This window comes from Roseivivax isoporae LMG 25204 (assembly GCF_000521865.1).
Classification (GTDB): Bacteria; Pseudomonadota; Alphaproteobacteria; order Rhodobacterales; family Rhodobacteraceae; genus Roseivivax; species Roseivivax isoporae.
The window spans coordinates 22,171-43,928 of sequence record NZ_JAME01000014.1; the positions used below are offsets into that span (position 1 = coordinate 22,171).

The 21,758-nt window shown below is 69.7% G+C and carries 20 protein-coding genes; 10 read left to right on the forward strand and 10 right to left on the reverse strand.

Annotated elements, in window-relative coordinates; genetic code table 11:
* Positions 1-20: 20 nt before the first annotated feature.
* From RISW2_RS23490 to RISW2_RS10520, 3 genes are all read right to left on the reverse strand, one after another.
* The gene (locus RISW2_RS23490) at positions 21-3,662 is read right to left on the reverse strand and encodes a PAS domain S-box protein (protein ID WP_084615336.1); all 3,642 of its coding nucleotides are present in this window, start codon (positions 3,660-3,662) and stop codon (positions 21-23) included.
* Positions 3,663-4,042: 380 nt separating this feature from the next.
* Positions 4,043-5,140: a ParB/RepB/Spo0J family partition protein gene (locus RISW2_RS10515; RefSeq protein WP_043770288.1), complete on the reverse strand. Its 1,098-nt coding sequence runs from the start codon at positions 5,138-5,140 to the stop codon at positions 4,043-4,045.
* Complete coding sequence (locus RISW2_RS10520) at positions 5,137-6,441, reverse strand: AAA family ATPase (RefSeq protein WP_043770291.1); 1,305 nt, start codon at positions 6,439-6,441, stop codon at positions 5,137-5,139. The genes RISW2_RS10515 and RISW2_RS10520 overlap by 4 nt, the downstream gene beginning before the upstream one ends.
* A gap of 487 nt (positions 6,442-6,928) precedes the next feature.
* Between RISW2_RS10520 and RISW2_RS10525 the strand changes: the two genes are divergently transcribed.
* On the forward strand, positions 6,929-7,612 hold the full coding sequence (locus RISW2_RS10525; RefSeq protein WP_043770294.1) for a helix-turn-helix domain-containing protein: 684 nt from the start codon (positions 6,929-6,931) through the stop codon (positions 7,610-7,612).
* 11 nt (positions 7,613-7,623) lie between these two features.
* Here the strand turns inward: RISW2_RS10525 and RISW2_RS10530 are convergent, their stop codons facing one another.
* Genes RISW2_RS10530 through motA form a run of 3 tightly spaced genes read right to left on the reverse strand, consistent with a single transcriptional unit; the run spans position 7,624 to position 9,133 of the window.
* Positions 7,624-8,043 carry a hypothetical protein gene (locus tag RISW2_RS10530; RefSeq protein WP_043770297.1) on the reverse strand — a complete coding sequence of 140 codons (420 nt, stop codon included), beginning with the start codon at positions 8,041-8,043 and terminating at the stop codon, positions 7,624-7,626.
* Positions 8,040-8,264 (reverse strand): hypothetical protein, encoded by a 225-nt coding sequence (locus RISW2_RS10535; protein ID WP_043770300.1) that lies wholly within the window; start codon positions 8,262-8,264, stop codon positions 8,040-8,042. Before RISW2_RS10535 ends, RISW2_RS10530 begins: the two co-directional genes overlap by 4 nt.
* Positions 8,264-9,133, reverse strand: coding sequence for a flagellar motor stator protein MotA (gene motA, locus RISW2_RS10540; protein WP_043770303.1), 870 nt, complete (start codon positions 9,131-9,133; stop codon positions 8,264-8,266). The genes RISW2_RS10535 and motA overlap by 1 nt, the downstream gene beginning before the upstream one ends.
* A gap of 134 nt (positions 9,134-9,267) precedes the next feature.
* Between motA and RISW2_RS10545 the strand changes: the two genes are divergently transcribed.
* The 9 genes from RISW2_RS10545 to RISW2_RS10585 all read left to right on the forward strand — a co-directional run bounded on the left by RISW2_RS10545 (position 9,268) and on the right by RISW2_RS10585 (position 18,861).
* The gene (locus tag RISW2_RS10545) at positions 9,268-10,299 is read left to right on the forward strand and encodes a hypothetical protein (RefSeq protein WP_051491933.1); all 1,032 of its coding nucleotides are present in this window, start codon (positions 9,268-9,270) and stop codon (positions 10,297-10,299) included.
* Positions 10,296-11,591 carry a glycosyltransferase family A protein gene (locus tag RISW2_RS10550; RefSeq protein WP_043770309.1) on the forward strand — a complete coding sequence of 432 codons (1,296 nt, stop codon included), beginning with the start codon at positions 10,296-10,298 and terminating at the stop codon, positions 11,589-11,591. The genes RISW2_RS10545 and RISW2_RS10550 overlap by 4 nt, the downstream gene beginning before the upstream one ends.
* The gene (locus RISW2_RS10555; protein WP_043770312.1) at positions 11,569-13,386 is read left to right on the forward strand and encodes a tetratricopeptide repeat protein; all 1,818 of its coding nucleotides are present in this window, start codon (positions 11,569-11,571) and stop codon (positions 13,384-13,386) included. Before RISW2_RS10550 ends, RISW2_RS10555 begins: the two co-directional genes overlap by 23 nt.
* A gap of 375 nt (positions 13,387-13,761) precedes the next feature.
* Entirely contained in the window at positions 13,762-14,223 is a 462-nt protein-coding gene (locus RISW2_RS10560) for a Ros/MucR family transcriptional regulator (RefSeq protein WP_043770315.1), read from the forward strand.
* 40 nt (positions 14,224-14,263) lie between these two features.
* Positions 14,264-15,253 (forward strand): flagellar motor protein MotB, encoded by a 990-nt coding sequence (locus RISW2_RS10565; protein WP_043770319.1) that lies wholly within the window; start codon positions 14,264-14,266, stop codon positions 15,251-15,253.
* Between the two features lie 421 nt (positions 15,254-15,674).
* Positions 15,675-16,226 (forward strand): hypothetical protein, encoded by a 552-nt coding sequence (locus tag RISW2_RS10570; RefSeq protein ID WP_156943826.1) that lies wholly within the window; start codon positions 15,675-15,677, stop codon positions 16,224-16,226.
* A gap of 86 nt (positions 16,227-16,312) precedes the next feature.
* Positions 16,313-17,029, forward strand: a complete 717-nt coding sequence (locus RISW2_RS10575; protein WP_043770325.1) for a sigma-70 family RNA polymerase sigma factor — start codon at positions 16,313-16,315, stop codon at positions 17,027-17,029.
* A gap of 140 nt (positions 17,030-17,169) precedes the next feature.
* A complete protein-coding gene (locus RISW2_RS10580) occupies positions 17,170-18,174 on the forward strand; it encodes a flagellar hook-length control protein FliK (RefSeq protein ID WP_043770328.1) in 1,005 nt (334 codons plus the stop codon).
* Positions 18,175-18,186: 12 nt separating this feature from the next.
* Entirely contained in the window at positions 18,187-18,861 is a 675-nt protein-coding gene (locus tag RISW2_RS10585; protein ID WP_051491934.1) for a flagellar hook assembly protein FlgD, read from the forward strand.
* Positions 18,862-18,885: 24 nt separating this feature from the next.
* Here RISW2_RS10585 and RISW2_RS10590 read toward each other — a convergent pair whose 3' ends face one another.
* From RISW2_RS10590 to flgG, 4 genes are all read right to left on the reverse strand, one after another.
* Entirely contained in the window at positions 18,886-19,452 is a 567-nt protein-coding gene (locus RISW2_RS10590) for a flagellar basal body-associated FliL family protein (RefSeq protein ID WP_043770331.1), read from the reverse strand.
* Between the two features lie 80 nt (positions 19,453-19,532).
* Entirely contained in the window at positions 19,533-20,282 is a 750-nt protein-coding gene (gene flgH, locus RISW2_RS10595) for a flagellar basal body L-ring protein FlgH (RefSeq protein WP_043770334.1), read from the reverse strand.
* The gene (flgA, locus tag RISW2_RS10600; protein WP_043770337.1) at positions 20,279-20,938 is read right to left on the reverse strand and encodes a flagellar basal body P-ring formation chaperone FlgA; all 660 of its coding nucleotides are present in this window, start codon (positions 20,936-20,938) and stop codon (positions 20,279-20,281) included. The genes flgH and flgA overlap by 4 nt, the downstream gene beginning before the upstream one ends.
* Positions 20,935-21,720: a flagellar basal-body rod protein FlgG gene (gene flgG / locus RISW2_RS10605; protein WP_043770339.1), complete on the reverse strand. Its 786-nt coding sequence runs from the start codon at positions 21,718-21,720 to the stop codon at positions 20,935-20,937. Before flgG ends, flgA begins: the two co-directional genes overlap by 4 nt.
* Between the last annotated feature and the right edge of the window lie 38 nt (positions 21,721-21,758).

The following is a 21,758-nucleotide window of genomic DNA, read 5'->3' on the forward strand; positions in this document are numbered from 1 at the left end:
CGGCCGTGGCGTGGAAGTCTTCATTCGGTCCCCATGAGCGTACGCACAGCCCGCGCGAATAGCCGGGAATCGATCGGCTTCGGCAGGTACAGGTCGGGTTCGGCACGCGCGGGGCTGCCCGCGCGCAGGTCGGTCACGTCGCCGGTGGCGAGAACCATGGCCGTGGCCCGGTTCGGCGTCTCGCTGCCGCGCAGGGCGCGGATCACGCGGTCGCCGCTGAGCTCGGGCATCTTGCGGTCGATGACGATCAACCCGAAGGGCCGGCGCAGCGCAGCCGTCAGCGCCTGCCGTCCGTCCTCGACCGCCACGACGTCGAACTGGCCGATCCCGTTCAGGAACTCGGCGAAGATCTCGCGCGTGATCGCGTCGTCGTCGGCCAGGAGCACGCTCGGCAGCGCCACGCGGCGGCGCGGGGCCGCGGGCGACAGCGCCGGCCCGTCCGCCGGCGGCGGCAGGAGGGTGTGCAGCACCGCGTGCAGCTCGCTCTTGCGGAACGGTTTCGCCAGCACGCTGTCGAACCCTGCCAGCACGTAATCGACCACCTGTTCGGTCATGACGTTCGCGGTCACCGCGACGGCGGGAGCGGGCGGAAGGTTCGCCGCCGCCTCGGCCGCGCGGATGCGGGCGAGCGTCGTCACCCCGTCCACCCGCGGCATGGCGATGTCGAGCAGGAGCAGGTCGAACCGGCTGGTACGCGACGCCTCGAGCCACAGATCGACCGCCTGCCCGCCATCCTCGGCGCGCACCAAGTCGATCCCGGTCTCGTGCAGCATGCCGGTCGCCACGGCGAGGTTCGTGGCGCTGTCGTCGGCGATCAGGATGCGCCGCCCGGCCAGGACCTGGTCCGGCCGCGGCTCGCCCGCGGCCGCGTCCGCGGCATCGACCCCCGCGGGCAGCGGCACCTCGGCCAGCGGCAGCGTGATGCGGAAGGTCGTCCCCTCCCCCGGCGCGCTCTTGACGTCGATGGTGCCAGCCATCAGCGCCACGAGTTCGCGCACGATGGACAGGCCGAGCCCCGTGCCGCCGAACCGCGCGACGATCTGGCTGTCGGCCTGCTGGTAGGGGTCGAAGACCGTGCGCACCTGGTCGTCGGTCATGCCGATGCCGGTATCCGATACCTCGATGATCACGGGCTTGCCCGGCCGCGCCGACAGCCGGACGGCGACGCGCCCCTCCGAGGTGAACTTGAACGCGTTGCTGACGAGGTTCTGCAGCACCTGCTGCAGGCGGTGCGCGTCGCCCACGCGCCCGGCATCCGCGCCGGGCCCGAGCAGGAGGTCGAAATCGATGCCGCGGGATTGCGCCTGCGCGGCATAGATGCGCGACGCGCCCTCGACGAGCCGGCGGAGGTTCAGCGGCTGGCTTGCGAGTTCGAGCTGCCCCGCCTCGATCTTCGACATGTCGAGCAGGTTGTTCAGCATGCCCACGAGCATTTCGCCCGAGCCGCGGATCGTCGCCAGCATCTCGCGCTGGCGATCGCCGGTCACGTGCGCCTCCATCAGCTCGGCCATGCCGAGGATGGAATTGAGCGGCGTGCGGATCTCGTGGCTCATGGTGGCGAGGAGCTTGCCCTTCGCGCGGCTCGCGTCGAGCGCCCGCAGCCGTTCGGCATTGAGCGCGGTCACGTCCGACCCGACGCCGCGATAGCCGAGGAAGCCGCCGTCCGACGCACGGAAATGCGGCGTCAGCGACAGGCGCAGCCACGACCGGGCCCCCTGCTCGCTGCGCCGCGCAAAGAGGAACCCGGTATACGGCCTGCGCGCCGCGAGCTCCGCCTCCAGGGACGGCCAGTCCGCCTCGTCCACCGCCAGCCCGGCCAGGTCGCGCAGCGGACGGCCCAGCATCTCGGACGCGCAGGTGCCGACGATGTTCTCGAAGTTCTCGGACACGTAGACATGGCCAAGCTCGGCATCCAGTTCGAAGAACCAGTCGTCCGAGATGGCGGCGATGTCGCGGAACCGCCGTTCGGCCGCCTCGCGGTGTTCGATCGCGTCCTGCAGCCGGGCGTTGATGCAGCGCAGCTCCTCCTCGGCCGCCTTGCGCTCCGAGATGTCCATGAGCACGCCCGCGACGCTGTCGGCCATGCCGTCCGCGCGGCGGGCCATCACGCGCCCGCGCACCTCGACCCAGACCGGCGTGCCGTCGGCCGCGCGCATGCGGAACTCGGTATCGAAGGTCGCGCCCGCGCCCACGCGCAGCCGCTCGAGCACCGCGAGGACGTTCTCGCGGTCCTCGTCGACGATCAGTGCCATCAGGTCCATGACCGGGATGTCGGCAAGCTCGGCGTGCGGGCGGTTCAGGATCTGCGCGAAGCGCTCGTTGACCCGCACGCGGTCCCTGCCCCGCTTCCAGTCCCAGGTGCCCGCGGCCGCGCCGTCGATGATGTTGGCAAGCCGGTCCCGCGTGCGCTTGAGCTCGGTCACGTCGGTGGCGACGTTGATGACCACCGGATCGCCGTGGCTCAGGTCGCGCGCCTCGCTGATGTTGAGGTCGACCCAGTAATCCTCGCCCTCGCGCGTGCGGTTCACCAGCTCGCCGGTGAACTGGCTGCCGGCCTCCATGGCGCGGGCGATCCGGGCGGCGATTTCGGGATCGGTATTGGGGCTGCGGGTGAAGTCGTAGATCGGGTGGCCCAGCATCTCGTCCAATGCCCAGCCCGAGCGTTCGATGAAGGCGCGGTTGGCCCAGAGGACGGTGCCGGCGCGGTCGGTCAGCACCACGTGGTTCGTCATCATCTCGGCCGCCTTGCCGAGCCTTTCGAGCCTGCGCCGCGCCATCTCGTCACGGGTGACGTCGCGGATGTGGCACATCACCCCGCCCTCGGTGCCGATCGGGGCAAAGACGACCTCGTGCCAGAGCCGGCGGTCGTTGTGCTCGATGCGGTACCGGCGGGGACGGGACACCATCCCGCCCTCGGCCTCTTCCATTCCCGCGGCAAACTCGGCCGCCACGTGCGGCGGCAGCACGTCCGAGATGTGACGCCCGATCCGCTCCTCCACCGGCACGATCATCATGTCGGTCGGCCCCGCGGCGCGGCCGGTATAGCGACCGCCGGCATCGAGTTCGAAGACGAGGTCCGGCATCGCCGCCAGCAGCGCCGACATGCGGTCGGTCGTCTCCTGCTGCAGGCGGTCGGCACGCACGCGGCTGAGCGTGCCCCAGACGAGGTCCGCCGCCGCCGCTAGGAGGGCCACCACCTCGCCCGGAAAGGATCCGGTGGTGCGGTTGTTGTCGAAGCCGATGAACCCGTGCACCCCGCTGTCGTCGGCGAAGGGCACGACCAGGACGGCCCGGATCCCCTGCGCCTCGAGCAGCGGCTTCACCGTCGAGGTCCCGGGCAGCGCGGCGACATCGGGCAGGTGCACCGGCTGGCCCTCGCGGAACACCTCGAACCATTCGGTCAGCGCGTCCACCGGCACGGCGCTCAGGTTGTCGATCTCGGGCGCGATGCCGTCCTCGACCCATTCGAAGGTGTTGCGCACCGTGGCATCGGGCTGCACCTCGAAGATGTAGCAGCGGTCGGCATGCGCGAAGCGGCCAAGGTCGCGCAGGGCGCGGGCGAAGGTCGCATCGAGTCCGTCCGCCGTTGTCCGTGCCATCGCCCCGAGAAGGCGCAGCACCAGAGCTTGCCCTCCGGCAGGCAGGCCGACGTCTTCAGGCATCTGGGGCACCCCTGAACGGCATGACGCGATCACGATCCGGTAATACAGGGCCGGGCCACGAAGCCCTGGCGGCGCAACGTCGCCACGGCGTGACGCGACCCTGTTATGAATTGCGCATCACCGCGTCAATACAACTGCGGAGCGGCACCGTCCGCAGTCCGCCCGGTGCGGCATCGAGGTTCCGGCCCGCGATCGAGCGCCCTGCCCCGCCCCGGTCCCCGCGGGGACGGCCGGGACCTTGCGGGGTGGGTTCGGCGCATTCGGGCGGATGAACCCCCGAAATGCCTTGCAGGGATGCGCGGAAACAAACCAAGGCATATTTTCCGTCACTCCGGACGTCGTTCTTCGAGGCGCACGATCCGCCCGACCGCGACGCCAACCTACTCGTCGAGCGACGCCATGAACGCCGCGACCGCGCGCTCGAGCCGGTGCCGGTCGATGCCGGAGAAGTCGCGGTCTGCGGCGATCTCCACCCTGCCCTGCCGCGCCGACAGGCGCACCGTCCCCGCGGGGACAGCGACCCGGAGCGTGGTCTTGGCCGCCGCATCGGGCGCGGTCTTGGCCGGCGCCTTGGCCCCCGAACGCGGTTCCGCCGCGGGCGCCGCGAGACCGCGCAGGACCGCGAGTTCCGCCTCCGCGTCGGCGGGCCTCGCGCGCGCCAGCGCGCGCCGCACCGCGTCGGCGAACCCGGGCTCGGCCCGCATCCGCTTCTCGAGATCGAGCCCCAGAGCGCGCGGCAGCGCCTCGGGGAAAGACAGCGCATCGCCCAGCCCCGACAGGAGCGCCGCGAAGTTGCGGACATAGACCCGCTTCTGCCGCCCGGCAGACGCGAAGAGCGTCGCGACCGCCGCCTCGACGGTGTCCGCCGACGTCTCGGGATCCTCGGCATAGGCGAGCGCGAGCCGGGCCATCTCCGCGAACGAGATGTCGCGGCGCACGAGGTTCTCGTCGACCATCCGGCGGTAAAGCGCCTCGAGCGCCTCGCCGCTCGCGACGATGCCCGCGGGAATCGTCGCGAAGGCTTCGTCACCGGTCTCGTCGTGGAGTTCCCGGTAGGCGCTGAGACGGCGGAAGCCCTGCACCAGTTCGTAATGCTCGCCCACCGCCTCGACCCGGATCGGGTTCGACAGACCGATCTCTCGGATCGACAGTTTCAGCTCCTCGAGGTCGGGATCGGGACCCGCCCCGCGGTCGCGGGTCAGCTTCGTCGTGCGGACCTTGTCCAGCGGGATCAGGTCGGTGATGAGCCCCGCCCGTTTCAGCCGGACGTGTTCGTGCGCAAGCCTGTCGTTCTCCTCGCGGATGGCGCGTTCGGTGTCCGCCCGGGCGCGCAGGGCATCGGCATTTTCCGAGATCGCCGCCGCCATGGGCGAACGGCGCGACTCTCCTGTCCCCGCGGGGACACCCGGGTCCGAGCGCTCCGGAACCTGCGGCTCCTCGTCGGGGAAATCGATGTCGAAGACGCGGCGCTTGCTCATGCGGCCTCCTCCAGCTCGGTCCATGCCTCGATGGCGTGGCCCTTGAACTCGTCATAGGCGCGATCGAACGACGCCCGCGCCCGTCGCCAGGTCTCGCGCGTCATCTCGCGGTAATCGATCTCGTAGATCGAGGACAGGAAACGACCCGATTGCTCGACCGCGCGTGTCATCTCGATCGGATGCTCGGTCATGCGGTCGCCGAACACCTTCTGGAAGGCGGCGCGCATCGCCCGATGCAGGTCGTTGCCGGATTCGTAGCGCGTCAGCAGGAAGCGGATGTCCCGGAACGCCTTGGGCAGACCCATCGTTCCCGCGGGGACAATCGAGGAAAACGCCGACAGATCCTCGAGCGCTTCGGAAAGCTGGCCGATGAAGGACGTCGTGGAATCGTATTCCCAGTAGCCGGGACCGGACGGGATGTAGAGGATGTCGGCCGCGAACACCGCGTTCATCGACTGGTAGCCGATGGCCGGCGGGCAGTCGAACAGAACCATGTCGTAGGCATCGGGCGGCAGTGCATCGAGATAGCGCGACACCGCGGCGAAGAACGACCATTCCGGGTTCAGGTGCCGGTACTGCGCCGAGGCGAACTCGACGAAGGCCGCGTTCGCACAGGACGGGATGATGTCGATGGTGGACCAGCTCGTCCGCTTGATGAAGTCGGTGTAGCGCAGATCCGACAGGCCCATCGACGTGACCGTTTCGGGCAGCCGTCGCTGGGGCAGGGCGGAACCGCTCTCGGCCCCGCGCGCGTTCGAGTTCATGCGGTTCGTCTCGCGCACGAGGTCACGCGCCATGATGCCCCACACCGTGTATTCCTCGGTGACATCCGACAGCCCCATGGAATGGCTGAGCGTCGCCTGCGGATCGAAGTCCACGCAGAGGACCCGGTAGCCGTCGAGCGCCGCCGCGTGCGCGAAATGCAGCGCCACGGTCGACTTGCCGGCCCCGCCCTTGAAGTTCGCGATCGCCGCCCGGATGGCCCGGCGGCCCGGCGGCCGGTACGGCATCATCGATCGTCGGTTCACCTTGAGCCGGCGCCGGATCTCGTTCAGTTCGTCCAGCGTGTACCAACGCTGGCGCCCCTCTTCCTCCACGTGCCCCTGGGGCAGGGAGGGATCGGCCGCCAGCCGGCCCCGCAGCGTCGACTGGTTGACGCGAAAGATCAGTTCGGCCGCCTCCCAGCTCGAGAAGCGCCGCAGCGTCTTGGTGTTCTCCGGTGAAAAGGTCTGCTGCCGGATCCAGCCCTGCATCTTGAGCGACTGTGCCTGCAGCCGCGCGAGGTCCTCATGCGTGAACATCCTGCCTCCTGTCCCCGCGGGGACGCTAATTGCTCGATGCCGATCATTTACGCCGGATTTGCGATTCATGCAAAACCCATTATCGTCGAACCATCGAGATGAGGATTTCTGCGTATCGTCCTGACGACACAGGGCTTCGCAGGACCTGACAGCGGCGGGCGATTCGCGGACCCCGGGCGCAAGGACGCATCAGATTGCGGGACAGCGATCGGCCCGCAGCAAGATATTGGGGGACAAAAGCACCCCGATTACGGGACATCCAGCCTGTCCCCCAATACCAAGACGATACCGTTTTTCTTGAATTGATCCGGGTTCGGGGGCCGACCGGACATCGGATTGCTTGACAGAATCGGAAAACAGGACGCTAATCGCCCCACGATCACGAAAGTCGCCGAGTTCCCCGACGACCCCCCGTGACGAGGGCCGGAAGAGCCCGACCAAGAGGCACGGCGCCCGAGGGGCGTCCGGACAGGCAAAGGGCAGGGCGATGCGCGCCACCAGACCCGCCGGGCGGAACGCACCGGCGCTGAAATACGACATCCTGACCGCCATGGGCACGCATGCCTTGCGTCTGTCCAAGGGGCCTCAATGCCTTGTGCTGCGATTCATCACCCTTCTGACCGCCCGCTACAACTGGATGCGCAACGAGCTCTGCGTCGGGCAGCGTGAGATCGCTGCGCTCTGGAATGTCGACGAACGGACGGTGAAGCGGGAGATGGCGAAACTGCGCGCCATGGGATGGATCCGGGTGCGCCGTCAGGGCGCACGGGGCAGGGTGACGGAATACCAGCTCGACCTCGACGTCATCCTCGAGGCGACGCGGCCCTGCTGGCCCGCGGTGGGTCCCGACTACGCGCTGCGGATGGAGGGAACCGACGCGCCGCCCCGCAACGTCGTCGCGTTGCCGCCGCGGGGCGAGGTGGCGCCGCCCGACGTGACCGAGGGCACCGAATGGGCGCTGGCCCGGGCCGTGCTGCACGCCGAGGATCCGGCCGGTTACGGCGCATGGTTCGCGGCGCTTGTCCGGGAGGGCAGGGCAGGGGGGCGGCTTGTCCTGCGCGCGCCCTCGCGGTTCCACGCGACCTACGTGGCGACGCACTTCGCCACGGCGCTGCTGGCGGCGTGCCGGTCGGTCGACGAGGACGTCGACGACGTGGCGGTGATCGCGTGAGGGGCCGGGCCTCAATCCGCGTCGGGAAACCGCGTCAGGAAGGGGTCGAGGTCCGCGCGCTCAGCCGCGGCCGTCGCCTGATCCGCCTCTGCGCGCCGGCGGGCACGCAAGGTTTCCGAGGTCTTGGCCTCGCGGAACGCTTCGGCCACGCGGTCGGTCGCGCGGTCGATCTCAGGGCGCATGCGCACGGCGGCGGCGGACAGCCGCTGCGTCTCGGCGCTGAGCGCGCGCATCCAGGCCGCGCGGTAGGGCGCGCCCTCGGCGTCGGGCGCGGTCCGGTCCTCCAGCATCTGCGTCAGAAGCGCGTCGCGGTCCCGCACGAGCCGCGACTCCTCGGCGCGGAGCGCGCCGAGCTCGCGGGCGGCGTCCTCGACCGCGAGCCGGTTCAGCCGGCCGAGCAGCGCGAGCGTGCGGTCGCGTCGGCGCGTCATTCCGACCCGGCATCCTGCTTGGGCATCGAGGCCCGGTCGACGAGGCGCTCCCGCATCCGCTCGAGCACCTCCTCGGGCAGGCCGCTGTCGGGGACCGGCCGGGTGACGACGAAGGGCGCGCCCTCTTCCGGCGCCGCGTCCTGCGGTGCGTCGTCGGTGGGGGCCGACGCCGTCCAGCCGGCGCCCGGCAGCAGCAGGAGAACAAGGAGCAGCCGCCGCATCACGCCGCCTGCGCCAGCTCTTTCTGCGAGGCCTCGACGGTGTAGAAGTCCGGCTGCTTCGGCGTCGGGATGTTGCCGCGCCCGATCTCGATGCAGATGTTGGGCGGGTGGTCCGACACCATCGCCACGAACACGTCGCGGATGATGAGGTAGTAGGCGTGGTCCTCCTCCTCGATCTGCTTCAGCCGGCCGGCGATGGGCTGGACGATGCAGTAGGCGAGGAACACGCCGAGAAAGGTCCCGACCAGCGCGCCACCGATCATGCCGCCCAGGATCTCGGGCGGCTGGTCGATCGAGGACATGGTCTTGATCACGCCGAGGACCGCCGCGACGATCCCGATCGCGGGCAGCCCGTCTGCCATGGTCTGGATCGCGCCCACGGGCACGAGCGATTCCTTGTGATGCTTGCGGATCTTGCGGTTGATGACCTCCTCCGTCTGGAACCGGTCGTCGAACTGCATCGCGAGCATGCGGAAGCTGTCGGTGATGAGGTCGATGGCGAAATGGTCCGCCAGGATCCTCGGGTAGCGCTGGAAGATGTCCGACTCCTTCGGCGCCTCGATGTGCGGATCGAGTTCGAGGATGCCCTTCGTCTTGTAGATGCGGGCCATCTCGAACAGCAGTGCCAGCAGATCCGAATAGTCCGCCGCGCTCCACTTCGGGCCCTTGATCACCTTGCCGAAGCCCTTGCCGGCCGACTTCACCACGCTGAAGGAGTTGGCGATCACGAAGGCGCCGATCGCAGCGCCCCCGATCATCATGCCCTCGTAGGGCAGGGCGTGCAGGACGATGTCCATCTTGCCGCCCGACAGCATGAAGCCTCCGAACACGAGTCCGAAGACCATCACCACGCCGATGAGAATGGTCATTGTGTTGCCTCTTTCACTGCCTCGGGCCCGTTCGTGCCGAGCCGGATCATTTTTTGTTAGTGTTTGACACGCGGACAAGTATAAACAAGAATAAATAGAAAAAACGCAAAAAATAAAACGGGCTTGAGGCAGAAATGGATCGTCTGGCTTATCTCTTCGAGGAGGCCGAGCTCGACGGCATGGTCGCGGACTGGCCGCCGGGCATGCGGCTTGCGCTGTGTCTTGAAAAAGGCGGCGCCATGCAGATCGTGCTCTACCGCTCCGACGAGGTCGACCGCGTGGCCGAACGGATCGCGACCGCGACCGGCTGGAGCGCGGGCAGCTTCGCCGCGGTGCCGCAGCTCGGCGACCTGCCGCGCATGCGCATCCTCTATTCCGAGGCGCAGTGGTTCCTGCACGTCGTCGCGGCGACCGACGGCCTGGGCGACATGGCGCGCGCCTATCTCGACCCGCCGAAGCCGCCGCAGCCGGCCCTGCCGCGCACCGTCCCGCTGGCCCGCGCACCGATCGCCTCGAGCGGGCTCGTTCCGCGCCGCGTGCTGGGGCAGCGCCGCGCCGGCGAGGCGCTGCCCGACGGCTACCGCCCCGCCCGCGAGATGACCGGCCGCAAGGCCGAGTTCGTGGCCGGCCGGCTCTCGACCTCGGGCGCCCGCATCCGGCTGACCATCGAGCCTGACGCCGCGGACGAACGCACCCTGCCGGTGCGCGCGCGGCCGAACGGCTACCGCGACGACCTGCGCGCCTTCGTCCTCGACGTGGCGGCGCTCGACGGTTGGGTGCCGGGCACGGCCGCGATGATCGACATGCCGATGGAGGATTTCCCGAAACCGCTCGCGGACCGCTTTGCCCGGCGCAGCCACGTGGCCGAGGTGACGGTCACGTCCGACGGCATCTTCGTGCAGCCGGGCGCGCCCGAGCTTGCCGGCACGCCCGGCTCCGAACCGGCGCGGCCGCCCCGGACCGGCCGGCGGGGCTGGTCGCTCCGCGCCGCGGCGCTGGCCGTCGTGGGACTCGCCGTCGTGTCGGGAACCGTGGTGACCGCGCTCACCCTGCGGGAAGACCCGCTGGCGGCGCGGCTCGCCTACAGCCCGGCCGACGGCAACACTGCCCTGAACGTGCTCGAGGCCTTTGCCCTGTCGTCGAACGCAGACGGAGACGGACCATGATCTGCGCCATCATCACGCCCGTCGGTCCGGGACATGCCGAAAGCTTCGCGCGCATCTGCGCGCCCTCGGTGACGCGGGCGCGCGACTGGTCCATGGGGCCGTTCTCCGAGATCCGGCACCTGATGATGGACGACACCGAGGGGCGGCATGGCCGGTCGCGGCGGCGCAACGACGCCCTGGCGCAGGCGCTCGCCGACGGAGTGGACTGGGTGTTCTTCCTCGATGCGGATGACGTCATGACGCCCAACGCCTTCGCGGCCTTCGGGGGGGTGCTGGACGCGGAACCCGACCTCGACGCCGTCTGGGGCCTGATCTGCGAACAGGACCCGCAGGGCGAGCCGCAGCTGCGCGCGGGCCAGCCCGAACGGATCGACGACCGCGCGGGCTTCCTGTCGGTCGCGCCGTATCTCGCCGTCCAGATCGGCGCCTTCGTGCGCACCGGGGTCGCCGCCGCCATCGGTTTCGACACGGACATGGACACGGGCGAGGACTACAGGTTCTATCGCGCGCTCTGGAACGGACACCGCTGCGCAAAGCGGCCCGAAATCTTCTTCCTCAACCGCCGGGGTTCCCACAGCACCGGCCCGCGCGCCGCCACAGGGCGCGACTGGTCGGACAGCGTCACCGCGCAATGGCGCGAGGAAGTGCAGCGCGCCTCGGTCCGCGTCACGGTCCGGCACGGCGGCAGCGACCTCGTCCTGCGCCTGACCGATCCCGCCGATCCCGATCAGGTGCCGCTGCTCAGGGGCGAGATGCCCATGGGCGCCTTCCTCGAGCGGATCGAGCCGCGCCTGCCGCTCGGCCTCTCGATGCTCGTTGCGGGCGCGGTGAGGGGACCCGTCGCGCTCTGGGCGTTGCGCCATCTCGGCGCGTCGCAGGTGCAACTTGCCGACGCGGACGCCGCGGCGCTCGATGCGCTGCGCGCCGAGGCTGACGCGAACGACGTCTCCGCGCGCCTGTCGCCCCGTCTCCTGTCCCTAGGCGCTGTCGCGCCCGCGGGCGATCCGGATGTCCGGCCCGAGGCGCCGGTCATGCCCGACCGCGTCGACCTCCTGCACGTGGCGCAGGGCATCGCGACGCCCGAACATCTGGCCGGGCGCCTCGCCCCGGTGATCGCGCGGCACCGTCCCGCGATCCTCGCCGAGGTGCCGCAGGAGGGCATCCTGAGCTTTGCCCGCGGCTGGTGCCGAAAGGCCGGCTACGAGCTCGTCGACAGCGCCGAGGTGCGCGACGGCATGATCTATTTCGCCCTGCCATCGGAGACCCACGATGCCCCAGACGAGAGCCGCTGAGCGGCGCACTTCCGGCGCCGTCGACCACCGTGCCACCACCGCCTACGCCGCGCTTGCGGCGAACGACCTGCCGCGCGCGGTGCGGCTCGCGCACGGGTTGACCCAGGCGCGGCCGGACCGCCCCGACGGCTGGCTCGTGCTCGGCGGCGCCGCGCTGGCGCGGAACGAGGCCTCGGCTGCGCTGCGCTTCTTCACCGAGGCCGCGCGCGTCGCCCCCGGGGACGCGCTTGCCCACGAGGGTCTGGCCAAGGCGCAGCTTCTGTCCGGTGATCCGGTGCGGTCGCTCGCGGCCGCAGAGGAGGCGCTGACGCGCGGCAGTTCCGATGTGGGCCTCGTGCGGATCTACATGGAACTCATGATGCTCTTCGGCTGGAGCGGCCGGATGGACGAGGCGGCGGGCGTCGCGATCCGCCGCAACCGCGACATCGTGCTGGTGCGGCTTCTCGCGAACGCGCTGCTCGGCGCCGACCGCCCGGCGGCGGCGGTCGAGTGGCTGAACCTGTCGTGGGAAATCGACCCGGCCGCGCCCGAGAGCGCCGACATGCGGCTCCTGGCGCTCCTCCTGACCCACCAGTTCGACGCCGCGCTCGCCTTCCACGCGGAATGCCGCGACGCCGGCCGGGCCAGCGACTTCCAGGTGGGCTGCGCCATGCGTGCTCTGCGCGAGACCGGCCGCCACGGCGCGGCGCTCGCGCTCTTCGACGAGCATCCGTTCGAGGACCTGATGGCCTACAAGATCGCGGCCTCCGTCGCGGCCAACATCCACCAGGACCTCGGCGACGCCGCCCGCGCCGAGGCCGCCTACCGCGAGGCCATCACGCTGACGACGATGCCCGGGCCGGTGCCCAAGGCGTTCGGCGCGTTCCTCTTCCGGCAGCGGCGCCTCGCGGAGGGTCTGCCGTACTACGCGCGGCGGATCCCCGAATCCGGGCGCCGCGTGATCGCCGAGGCGAACGCCGCGCCCGAGAACCTCGCCGCGCGCGACCGTGTCTTCCTGTTCGGCGAACAGGGCATCGGCGACCAGCTGGCGCTCCTGACGCTGCTCCGGGACACGCCGCTCGACCCCGCGCGGCAGGAACTGTTCCTCGTCACCGACGAGCGCTTCGCGGCGGTGCTCGAGGGCTCGCCGCTCGGCCTGACCGTGCTGCCCGAAGCACGCGTTACCCGCATGCTCGGTGCGATCGACGGCCGCGAGATCGTCTACCTTGGCGATCTCGTGCGCTACCTCGCCCCCGAGGCACGGCGTCCCGCGCCGATCCTGCGCCCGGATCCGGGCCGGGTCGAGGGCATCCGCCGGCGATATCTTGCCGAAGCGCCGAACGGACGAATCTTTGGTGTTGCATGGTCCACCGGCAACCCGATCGGCCATCTGCGCAACCTCCCGCTCGAGCGGGTGCTGGCGCCGATCCCCGCCGGATCGCTGGTGGTCGACCTGCAATATGGCGACCATGCGGCCGAGATCGCGGCGGCCCGCGCGGCCCGGCCCGACCTCGCCTTCGTGACTGATCCCGAAATCGACCAGATGCACGATCTTGCGGGTTTTGCAGCGCAGATTGCCGCGCTGGACACGGTGGTAAGCATCGACAACACCACTGTCCATGTCTGCGGTGCGCTCGGGCATCCCGATACCCACGTGCTGCTGCCGACCGGGTCGGAATGCATGTGGTACTGGGGCGCGGAGGGCACCCGCGATCCGTGGTACGGCGCCCTGACCCTGCACCGGCAGCCGCGCTTCGGCGACTGGGACGCGGCGCTCGCGTCGGTTGCCGCCGCGCTGGCGGGGACGGCGGCGTGAGCGGCGACATTCCGCGTAGGTCCGTTGGCGCCATCGGCCAAACGCCGCCTTACCTCAAAATCGTGCAGACTTTGACTTATTCTTAAACAGCTATCCGTATATTGTTTGCAAAGACTGACCTCAGGCCAAGGATAGGATCGGCAGGCAAAGGTATCGCTTACGTGAGTTCCGGAACTTCGGCGCCGCGCGGATGTTCAAGAAGGAGTGGAAACGCTGTTTCTTGCCCGTCTTGTGAAGGCCGGCGTTCGGGCAATGTGCGTGGTCGGTTCCGGAACTTCCGCGGTGCGCAGAACGCAATCCGCCGGCCAAGAGGTGACCGGTCTGCAGGGCCCCGTGTGGAGCACGGGCGCTGCGGGATCGCAAGAAGAGGTTGAAATGACCACAAACGACAAGAACCGGGATTTCATCGCGTCCATCGTGGCGGCCTATGCCGCGCGTCCGGATGCCAAGCCCGACGACATCGTGGACCTCGCGCGCAAGCTGGAACGCGAATTCGGCTCCGCCGGAGATCCCGCGCCTGCCGAGGCGCCCGAGGCGCGGCCGGCCACGGATGTGCGGCCGGCGCTTCCCCTCGACCAGGCGCTGACCCGCGACAAGGTCTTCTGCCTGTGCTGCGGCAAGGGGTTCAAGATGCTGAAGCGTCACCTCGGGTCCGAGCACGGCCTGACGGAGGCGCAGTACCGCCGCATGTTCGGCTTGTCCGACGACACGCCGCTGGTCGCGCCCAGCTATTCCGAACGCAAGGCCGAGTACGCGCGCCGCGCGGGCCTCGGCAAGCACGAGCGGACGCAGGCGCAGACCCGCGACGCCGACCAGGACGTGCAGCTGCCGTCCTGATCCGACCCCGGCCGCCTGAGCACAGCACGGAGCCACAGAGATGGCAGAGCAGCAGATCATCGTGAAACGGTCCGAGGAGGACGATCACGACAGCCATCACGGCGGTGGCTGGAAGGTCGCCTATGCGGACTTCATGACCGCCATGATGGCGTTCTTCCTGCTGCTGTGGATCCTCAACGCGGCGGATGAGGACAAGCTCAAGGGCATCGCCGAATACTTCACGCCGGTCCTGTTGACCGAGGGCGGCGGTGGGCCGAACGTGCTGAACGGGGACCTCCTCGAAGCGAGCGGCCGTCTGGTGGGAGGCGCGGACCCGGCCAAGGAGCCGCCGGAGTTCCCGACCTTCGGGCAGGAGGATCCGCTCAAGGTCTTCGACAGCCGGCTGCGCTACGAGGACTCGCCCGATGTCGTGGTGGAATATTCCGACGAACCCGCGCCGGCGCCCGCGCCGGTCGAAGCCGGCGCGCAGTCCGAAAGCGGCGCCGCAGCCGGGATGACGGCCGAGGGTGTCGATGCCGAGACCGCGACGCAGGTCGCCGCGGCGGCAGAGGCACTGGCGGCGCAGGAGGCGGCGCTCGACGCGGTCGAGCGCGAGATCGCCGCCGCGGTCGCCACGCGCTCGGAATTCGACGGGCTGTCGCGGAACCTGCGCATCGACCGCACCGAGCGTGGCCTGCTGGTGCAGATCGTGGACGATGCCGGTCAGTCGATGTTCACGTCGGGCAGCGCGCGCATCGCGCCGCGAACCCGCGCGCTGATCGAGGCGATCGGCGGCGCCATCGCCGACATGCCGAACGCCGTCGAAATCTCCGGTCACACGGACGCGGTGCCGTTCGCCAATTCGGCCGCATATGACAACTGGGAGTTGTCTTCTGACCGTGCGAACGCGACGCGACGCGTGCTTGTCGCGGCCGGGCTCGATCCGCTGCGCGTGCAGCGCGTAACCGGCATGGCCGATACTGCGCCACTCGTGCGCGACCCCGAGGCGCCCGAGAACAGGCGGATCAGCGTCCTTCTCCTTGCGCCTTGACGAAGAACGCCTCGCAACCCCCTGAAATGTGATCCATTTGCCACGCCGCAACCTCTCCGTTGCGGGGCCCGGCGAACGAGCCGATTATTTTGCGCCGTCGTGTAAAGCGTTTTAAAACAATAACTTAAATGGTGAATCTTAAGGGGACCTTAACTGACACCGCGTAACTTACCCGTTTTGCGGGTGGCGAAAATTAGACTTTTGAAAGTCTGCACTTTGCCGATTCGTTAATTCCGGGTACAGATCAAGAAAAGTAATGAAAAAAAACTGGTACGAGCGGTAAATGAACAGGCGAGCACTGCTAGAAAGCGTGTGGGCCGGCCAAGTATGCTTGGCTTCCGGACCTACTTCCTTGCGTTTTTCTGAAATCATGAACGGCCTTCTGCCCGTCCGGTCCGTGTTCCTGCGGACCTCGGCGCCGATGGTCGACGGCGTCACCGTGATGACCGACGACGCCTTTGTCCTCACGGACCTGCCCCTCGGCGACCTCCTGGCCGAAGAGCTGAACATCGACGTCCCCGGCCAGTCGATCGTGTTCATCCTTCCCGGGACCTGCCTGGACGAACGGACGAGCGACGCGGAACTGTCGCTGACGGCGGGCCGCGCCGTGGCGCAGGCGTTGCGGCTGCTGGTGGCCGACGGCAATCTGAGCTTCGCCCGCGAGGCGAGCGCCCTGGTCGAGGCGGCGCGCATCTACGGCACGATCGCGACGGCACACCGGCTCGAGGCCCTGGGCCTCGAGCCCGCATCGTTCTGTGCGGGGCTTGCGGCCGAGCTTCAGCCCGACGTGGCCCGGCACGGGCCCCCGGACGCCCGCAATGGCGGCGCGGCCCGCATCTTTGCCGTCGAGGCGATGCTCGCCAGCGGGTGCCGGATGGCTTTCGGCCTCTTCGCCCGCATGATGCTTGCGATCCATGCCGGTCCCGCCGGCGCCCCGACCGATGCATCGGCGCGACAGAGTGGGCCTGTTTAATCCAAGCTAAACCATAGTTTTCTTTGTTCGGAATTTGGTCTGTGTTTCTCTGTCCTTACAAAACAAAAAAGTTTGGGGCAGGAACCATGTTCACCACGTTCGGCGCCGCGCTGCGGCAGCCGCTTCTCGACCATGAATCCGAACGGGACGCCATCCGCCGCTGGCAGACGGCACGGGACCGTGCCGCGCTCGAGATCCTGTTGCGATCGCACGCGCGACAGGTCTGGTCCCTCGCGCGGCGCTGGACTGACAATCCCGCGCATCTCGAGGATCTCGTGGCCGAAGGCATGATCGGCCTCATGCGGGCGGCGGGCCAGTTCGACCTCGACCGCGACGTCCGCTTCGCCACCTACGCCAAGTGGTGCGTGCGCAGCGAACTGGCGGCCGCGCGTGCCCGGCTTGCCGGAGTGGGCGAGGCCTCGGCGGGCGACGCCGCCGGCATGCGGGACGTGCCGCTTCCGCACGTTCAGGGCCAGCTTGCCCTCGACACCGCGTCCGAGGACGGCCTGTCCGCCCTCGACCGGCTGCCGAGCGAAGCGCTGTCGCCGGAAGAGGAGGTGCTGCAGCGCTCGAGCGAACAGGCGTGGCGGCAGGTGCTCGACGCGGCACTGTCCGAACTCGACGACATGGAAGCCGAGATCGTCCAGCGGCGCCGCCTTCAGGTGGTGCCTGAGCCGCTCGCCGACATGGCCCGCGACCTCGGGCTTACCGTCGTGCGCCTGCGCCAGATCGAGACCCGCGCGTTGAACCGGCTGCGGCACCTGCTGATGGCGCGCGGCTTCTGCATGTCGTTGCTGCATTGATCCGGGCTTTCGACCTCCTGCAGGGCGCGGCACCGCCCGGCGGCAGCACCCCGGCGCTGCAGGCGCTCCGTCCGGGCGGAGCGTTTCCGAGCCTTCTCAGCGGCGACGCGACGCGCCCGCAGCCCGCGGCCCCTAAGGACATGCCGCGGCTGACGCCCGAGGAGGCGGAGACGCTGGCGGAGACTCTGCGCAAGGTCGCGGACGACCTCGCCGCGACGCTCGATCCGGACATGCCGCTGTCTGCGGCCGGTCTGGACCGCATGGCGCAGGACGCGATGGCGGCCTTCGCCGCGGCGCTTGCGGAGTTCGACGCGGCCCACGGCACCTCGGTCGCGCCGGCGCTCGGGGCGGCGCTGGCGGAACGGCTGTCCGACTCGGCCGCCGCCGCGCCAGATGCCGCGCTCCGCATGCTCGACCGCAAGCTCGGCGCGATGGCGGAGATGCTGCAGAAATTCGCGGCAGGCGGGCCGGGGCAGGGGGGCGACGCCCGCGTGCCCGGAACGCCGTCCGCGATCCTGGCCGTGGCCGGCCGGACCGAAGCCGCGCCGGGCGGGCAGGCCATGGGCCTCCAGTCCGCCGGGCCGGAGCTTCCGACCCGCGGGGCCGAGGCCGCGATGGTGACGCGGGCCGACCCGATCATGCCGCCGCTGTCGCCCGAGGCCCGCGGGCCGGTGCCGGCCGTGCAGGCGATGGCGCAGCCCGAGGCGGCGCCGCGCGCCGAACCGCCGACGCCGCACGAGTTGTCCCGCCACCTCATGGCGCAGATCGCGAGGTCGAGCGTGACCGAGGGGCGCACGCGGATCGAGCTGTCGCCGGCCGGGCTCGGCGCACTCGAGATCGAGATCGAGACCGGGGCAGACGGTCAGCTGCGGGCGGTCCTGCGGGCCGAGAACCCTGCGGTGCTGGCCGCCCTGCGCGGCGACCGTGCGGGTCTTGCCGCCGCCATGAGCGATGGCGGACTGGCGCTCAACGACGCCGGCCTCGACTTCGAGGACCTGGGCGAACCGCGCCACGGGGCGGCTGAGAACGCCGACCTCCCGCGCGGGGGACGTCCCGGTGACGACGCGACCGACGAGCCGCCGCCGCCCGACCCGGTGCGACCGCACCGCACCGGCGGAACCGGACGGCTCGACATCCTGACCTGAAGGGAAACGCCCATGACCATCGACCCGACCACCGGCGCGGCCCTGTCCGCCTCGACGACACCCCGTGCCGATACCGCGCGGGCGACGCTCGGCGCCGATTACGAAAGCTTCCTGAAGCTCCTGACCGCGCAGGTCTCGAACCAGGACCCGCTCGAGCCCATGGATTCCACGACCTTCGTTTCGCAGCTCGCGCAGCTGAGCCAGGTGGAGCAGTCGATCCAGACCAATGCCGGGCTCGAACGCATCGGCGCGCAGCTCGCCGCCTTCGGTGCGGTGTCGGAGGCGGGGATGATCGGCCGCACCGTGCGCGCGCCGGGTGACACCTTCACGCTTGCGGACGGCGGCACCGTTCAGCTGGGCTTCGAGCTTTCGAAGGATGCGGAGGCCGTCACGGCGACGGTGGTGCATCCCGACGGCACCGCGCTGCGCCAGCTCGAGAACCTGCCGGCGACGTCCGGCACGCGCCACACCGTCACCTGGGACGGCAAGGACTTCCAGGGGCTGCCCCTGCCTGCAGGCGAGTACCGCATCCGGTTGAACGCGCGCGACGCGGCCGGCGACGCCGTGTCCTACACGAGCTTCACCCAGGGCAAGGTCGACAGCGTCGTGTTCAAGGACGGCACGCCGATGCTGCGGCTCACGAGCGGCGAGGAAGTGCCCTCCTCGCTGGTGGTCGAGATCCGCTGACCCGGCGCGGCCGGACGCCCGATCTCAGGCGTTCGGCACGTCGTGCTTGTAGAACTGCAGCAGCAGCACGTCCTCGACGCCGGGCTGAAGCTCGGCGAGCGCGTCGCGCAAATGCGCCGACAGCGCTTCGGTGTCGATGGCCGGGCCCTTGAACGCATCCGACTTGGCGCGCTCGGTCAACTCGACCAGAAGCGCGTCGCGGAACCGGATCGTGTGGTCGAGCGTGCCGTATGCCTGCGCCTGTTCCGGGCTTTCCATCGCGATGCCGAACTCGACCACGATGTAGCTCGTGCTGCGTGCCTTGCGGACGGGCACCGTCATGCGGCCCACGCGGATCACGCGGCCCTCGAGCATCGGCTTCGGCAGCGCCGTCTCGTCGGAGCGCGCGGCGGCCTGGACGATGTCGGCATCCTCGGCCGGCGCTTCCGCGTGGGTCTCGGCATGCGGGGCAGGGCGCTCCTGCGCGGCATGCCTCGTGGCGGGCGACGTGCTCGCGTGGTCGTTCGGCGTCTCGAAGACCAGACCGGCACCGAAGCCCGCGGCGACGCAGATCGTCGGCAGGCCGACGAGAAGGCAGAGGATTCTGAACATGGGACTCCGGTCTGCAGCCGTTTCTGTACGAGACGCAGACTGGACGCCGATTCAGGCGAAACCTTGTCCTTGAGGGACAGTTAATAAGGAAGGATCACGTCCATCACGCCTTCGCCGTAGCTGACCTGCTGCTGCCGCGACAGCTGTCCCTCGCCGCCATAGGTGATGCGCGCCTCGGCGATCTTGTCGTACCGGATCGAGTTGTCGCGCTGGATGTCCTCGGGCCGGATGATGCCCGCGACGCGCAGGTCGCGCAGTTCGTGGTTGACCTTTACCTCCTGCCGGCCGGCGATCACGAGGTTGCCGTTCGGCAGCTTGTCGACCACCAGCGCGGCCACGCGCAGGTTCACCGTCTCGTTGCGCCGGATCCGGCCGGACCCGGTCGCGCTCTGCCCGCCAGACACCGCGATCAGGTCCTTGTCGGCAAGGTCCTCCTCGTCGACGCCGGGCAGGATCTGCCCCAGCTGCCGGCCGTAGCCGAAGAGCGAGGGCGTGCCGAGGTTGACCTGCCCGTCGCGCTCGCGCTCGGTCTCGTTGCGCAGCGACGCGCCGTCGTCGATCTCGATCACGATGGTCAGGAGGTCGCCGACCTCCTCCGCGCGCTGGTCGGCGAAGAACCCGCCGGAACCCGTCTGCCACAGCGACGCCTCCTCGGCGCGGTAGGCGACGCGGGACACTTCTGGCGGCGGCATCGGCACCTGCACGCGTTCGAGCTGCTGGACGCCGGTGCCCACCTGCGACGGTTGCGGGTCGAGCCCGGCATGGAAGCCGCCGCAGCCCGACGCGACGAGCGCGGCCGCAAGCGGGGAAAGCCTGGTCACGATCTTCATCGCGTCACCGTCACGCTGCCGTCGGCGCCCGCGACGCCGATCACCGTCTGGTTGCTCACCACGTTGACCACCTTCACCTCCTGGCCTTCATGGGCGTCGCGCAGGGCGCGTCCCGGCGCGCTCAGCGCAAGCTGCCCGTCGTCGAAGCGGATCGTCACCGACTGTCCGCGGGCGACGACGAGGGGTTTCTGGATCGACTGCGCCATGACCGGCCGCCCCTGGGCCAGCATCGAGCGCACCTCCATGCCGACGAGCCGTTCGGCCTGCGGCACGGCGAAGCTGCCGAGCCGGCCCTGCGGCAGCTCGATCACCTGCAGATCGTCGGCGGTCACGATGTCGCCGGGCATGAGCCGCCGCACGGGCACCGCGACCGGCACCCGCACCACCGCGTAGCCGGTCAGCCGGTGGATGGTGCCGCCGTCGTCCACCGCATTGGCGATGAACTGGCCGGTCTCCTCGTCCATCCAGTAGGCCGAGAGGACCATCGCGTCCTCGACGCCCGCATGGGTGAAGGTGACGCGCACCTCGCCCTCGTCGGGAAAGCGGGGGCCGAGCGCCTCGCGCGTCCTCTCCTCGACCAGCACCGCGACCGCCTCGGCCGCGGCGGCCGAAGCCGCCACGGCGAGCGTCCCGGCGATGAGTGCCGCGCGGATCATTTGATCTGGTTCGCCGTCGACATCATCTGGTCGGCGGTCTCGATCGTCTTCGAGTTCATCTCGTAGGCGCGCTGCGCCGAGATCAGGTCGGTGATCTGCTGGATGATGTTGACGTTGGAATTCTCGAGGTAGCCCTGCCGCACCACGCCGATCCCCGGATCACCCGGGTTCGCGGCCTGCGCGTCGCCCGAGGCCACCGTCGCCTCGAGCAGGTTCGAGCCGAGCGCCCGCAGCCCGCTGTCGTTCACGAAGGTGGCGAGCGTCAGGCGGCCGAGCTCGACCGGCTGGGGGTCGTTCTCGACGAAGGCCGACACCGTGCCGTCCTCGGCGATGTCGAGCTGCACGGTGTTCTCGGGGACCACGATGCCCGGGTCGACCTCGTAGCCCTGCAGCGTCACGAGTTGCCCCTCGGCCGAGATCTGGAACGCGCCGTCGCGGGTATAGGCCTGTCCGCCGTCCGGCATCAGCACCGTGAAATAGCCGCGCCCGTCGATGGCGATGTCGGTCTGGTTCTCGGTCTGCGCGAGGCCGCCCTGCGTGTTCAGGCGCACGACGCCCGCGGTCCGCACGCCGAGACCCACGTCGACGCCGGTCGGCCGGGCGGACCCGGCCTCGGCGGTCAGTGTCCCCTCGCGCTGGCGGTTCTCGTAGATCAGGTCCTGGAACGCCGCGCGCCGCGCCTTGAAGCCCGTGGTGTTCGCGTTGGCGATGTTGTTCGAGATGACGTCGACGTTCGTCTGCTGCGCCAGCATGCCGGTCGCGGCGATACCAAGTGCCTTCATGGGTCAGTCTCCTCTGGAGGAACGCGCGGTCCGCGCAA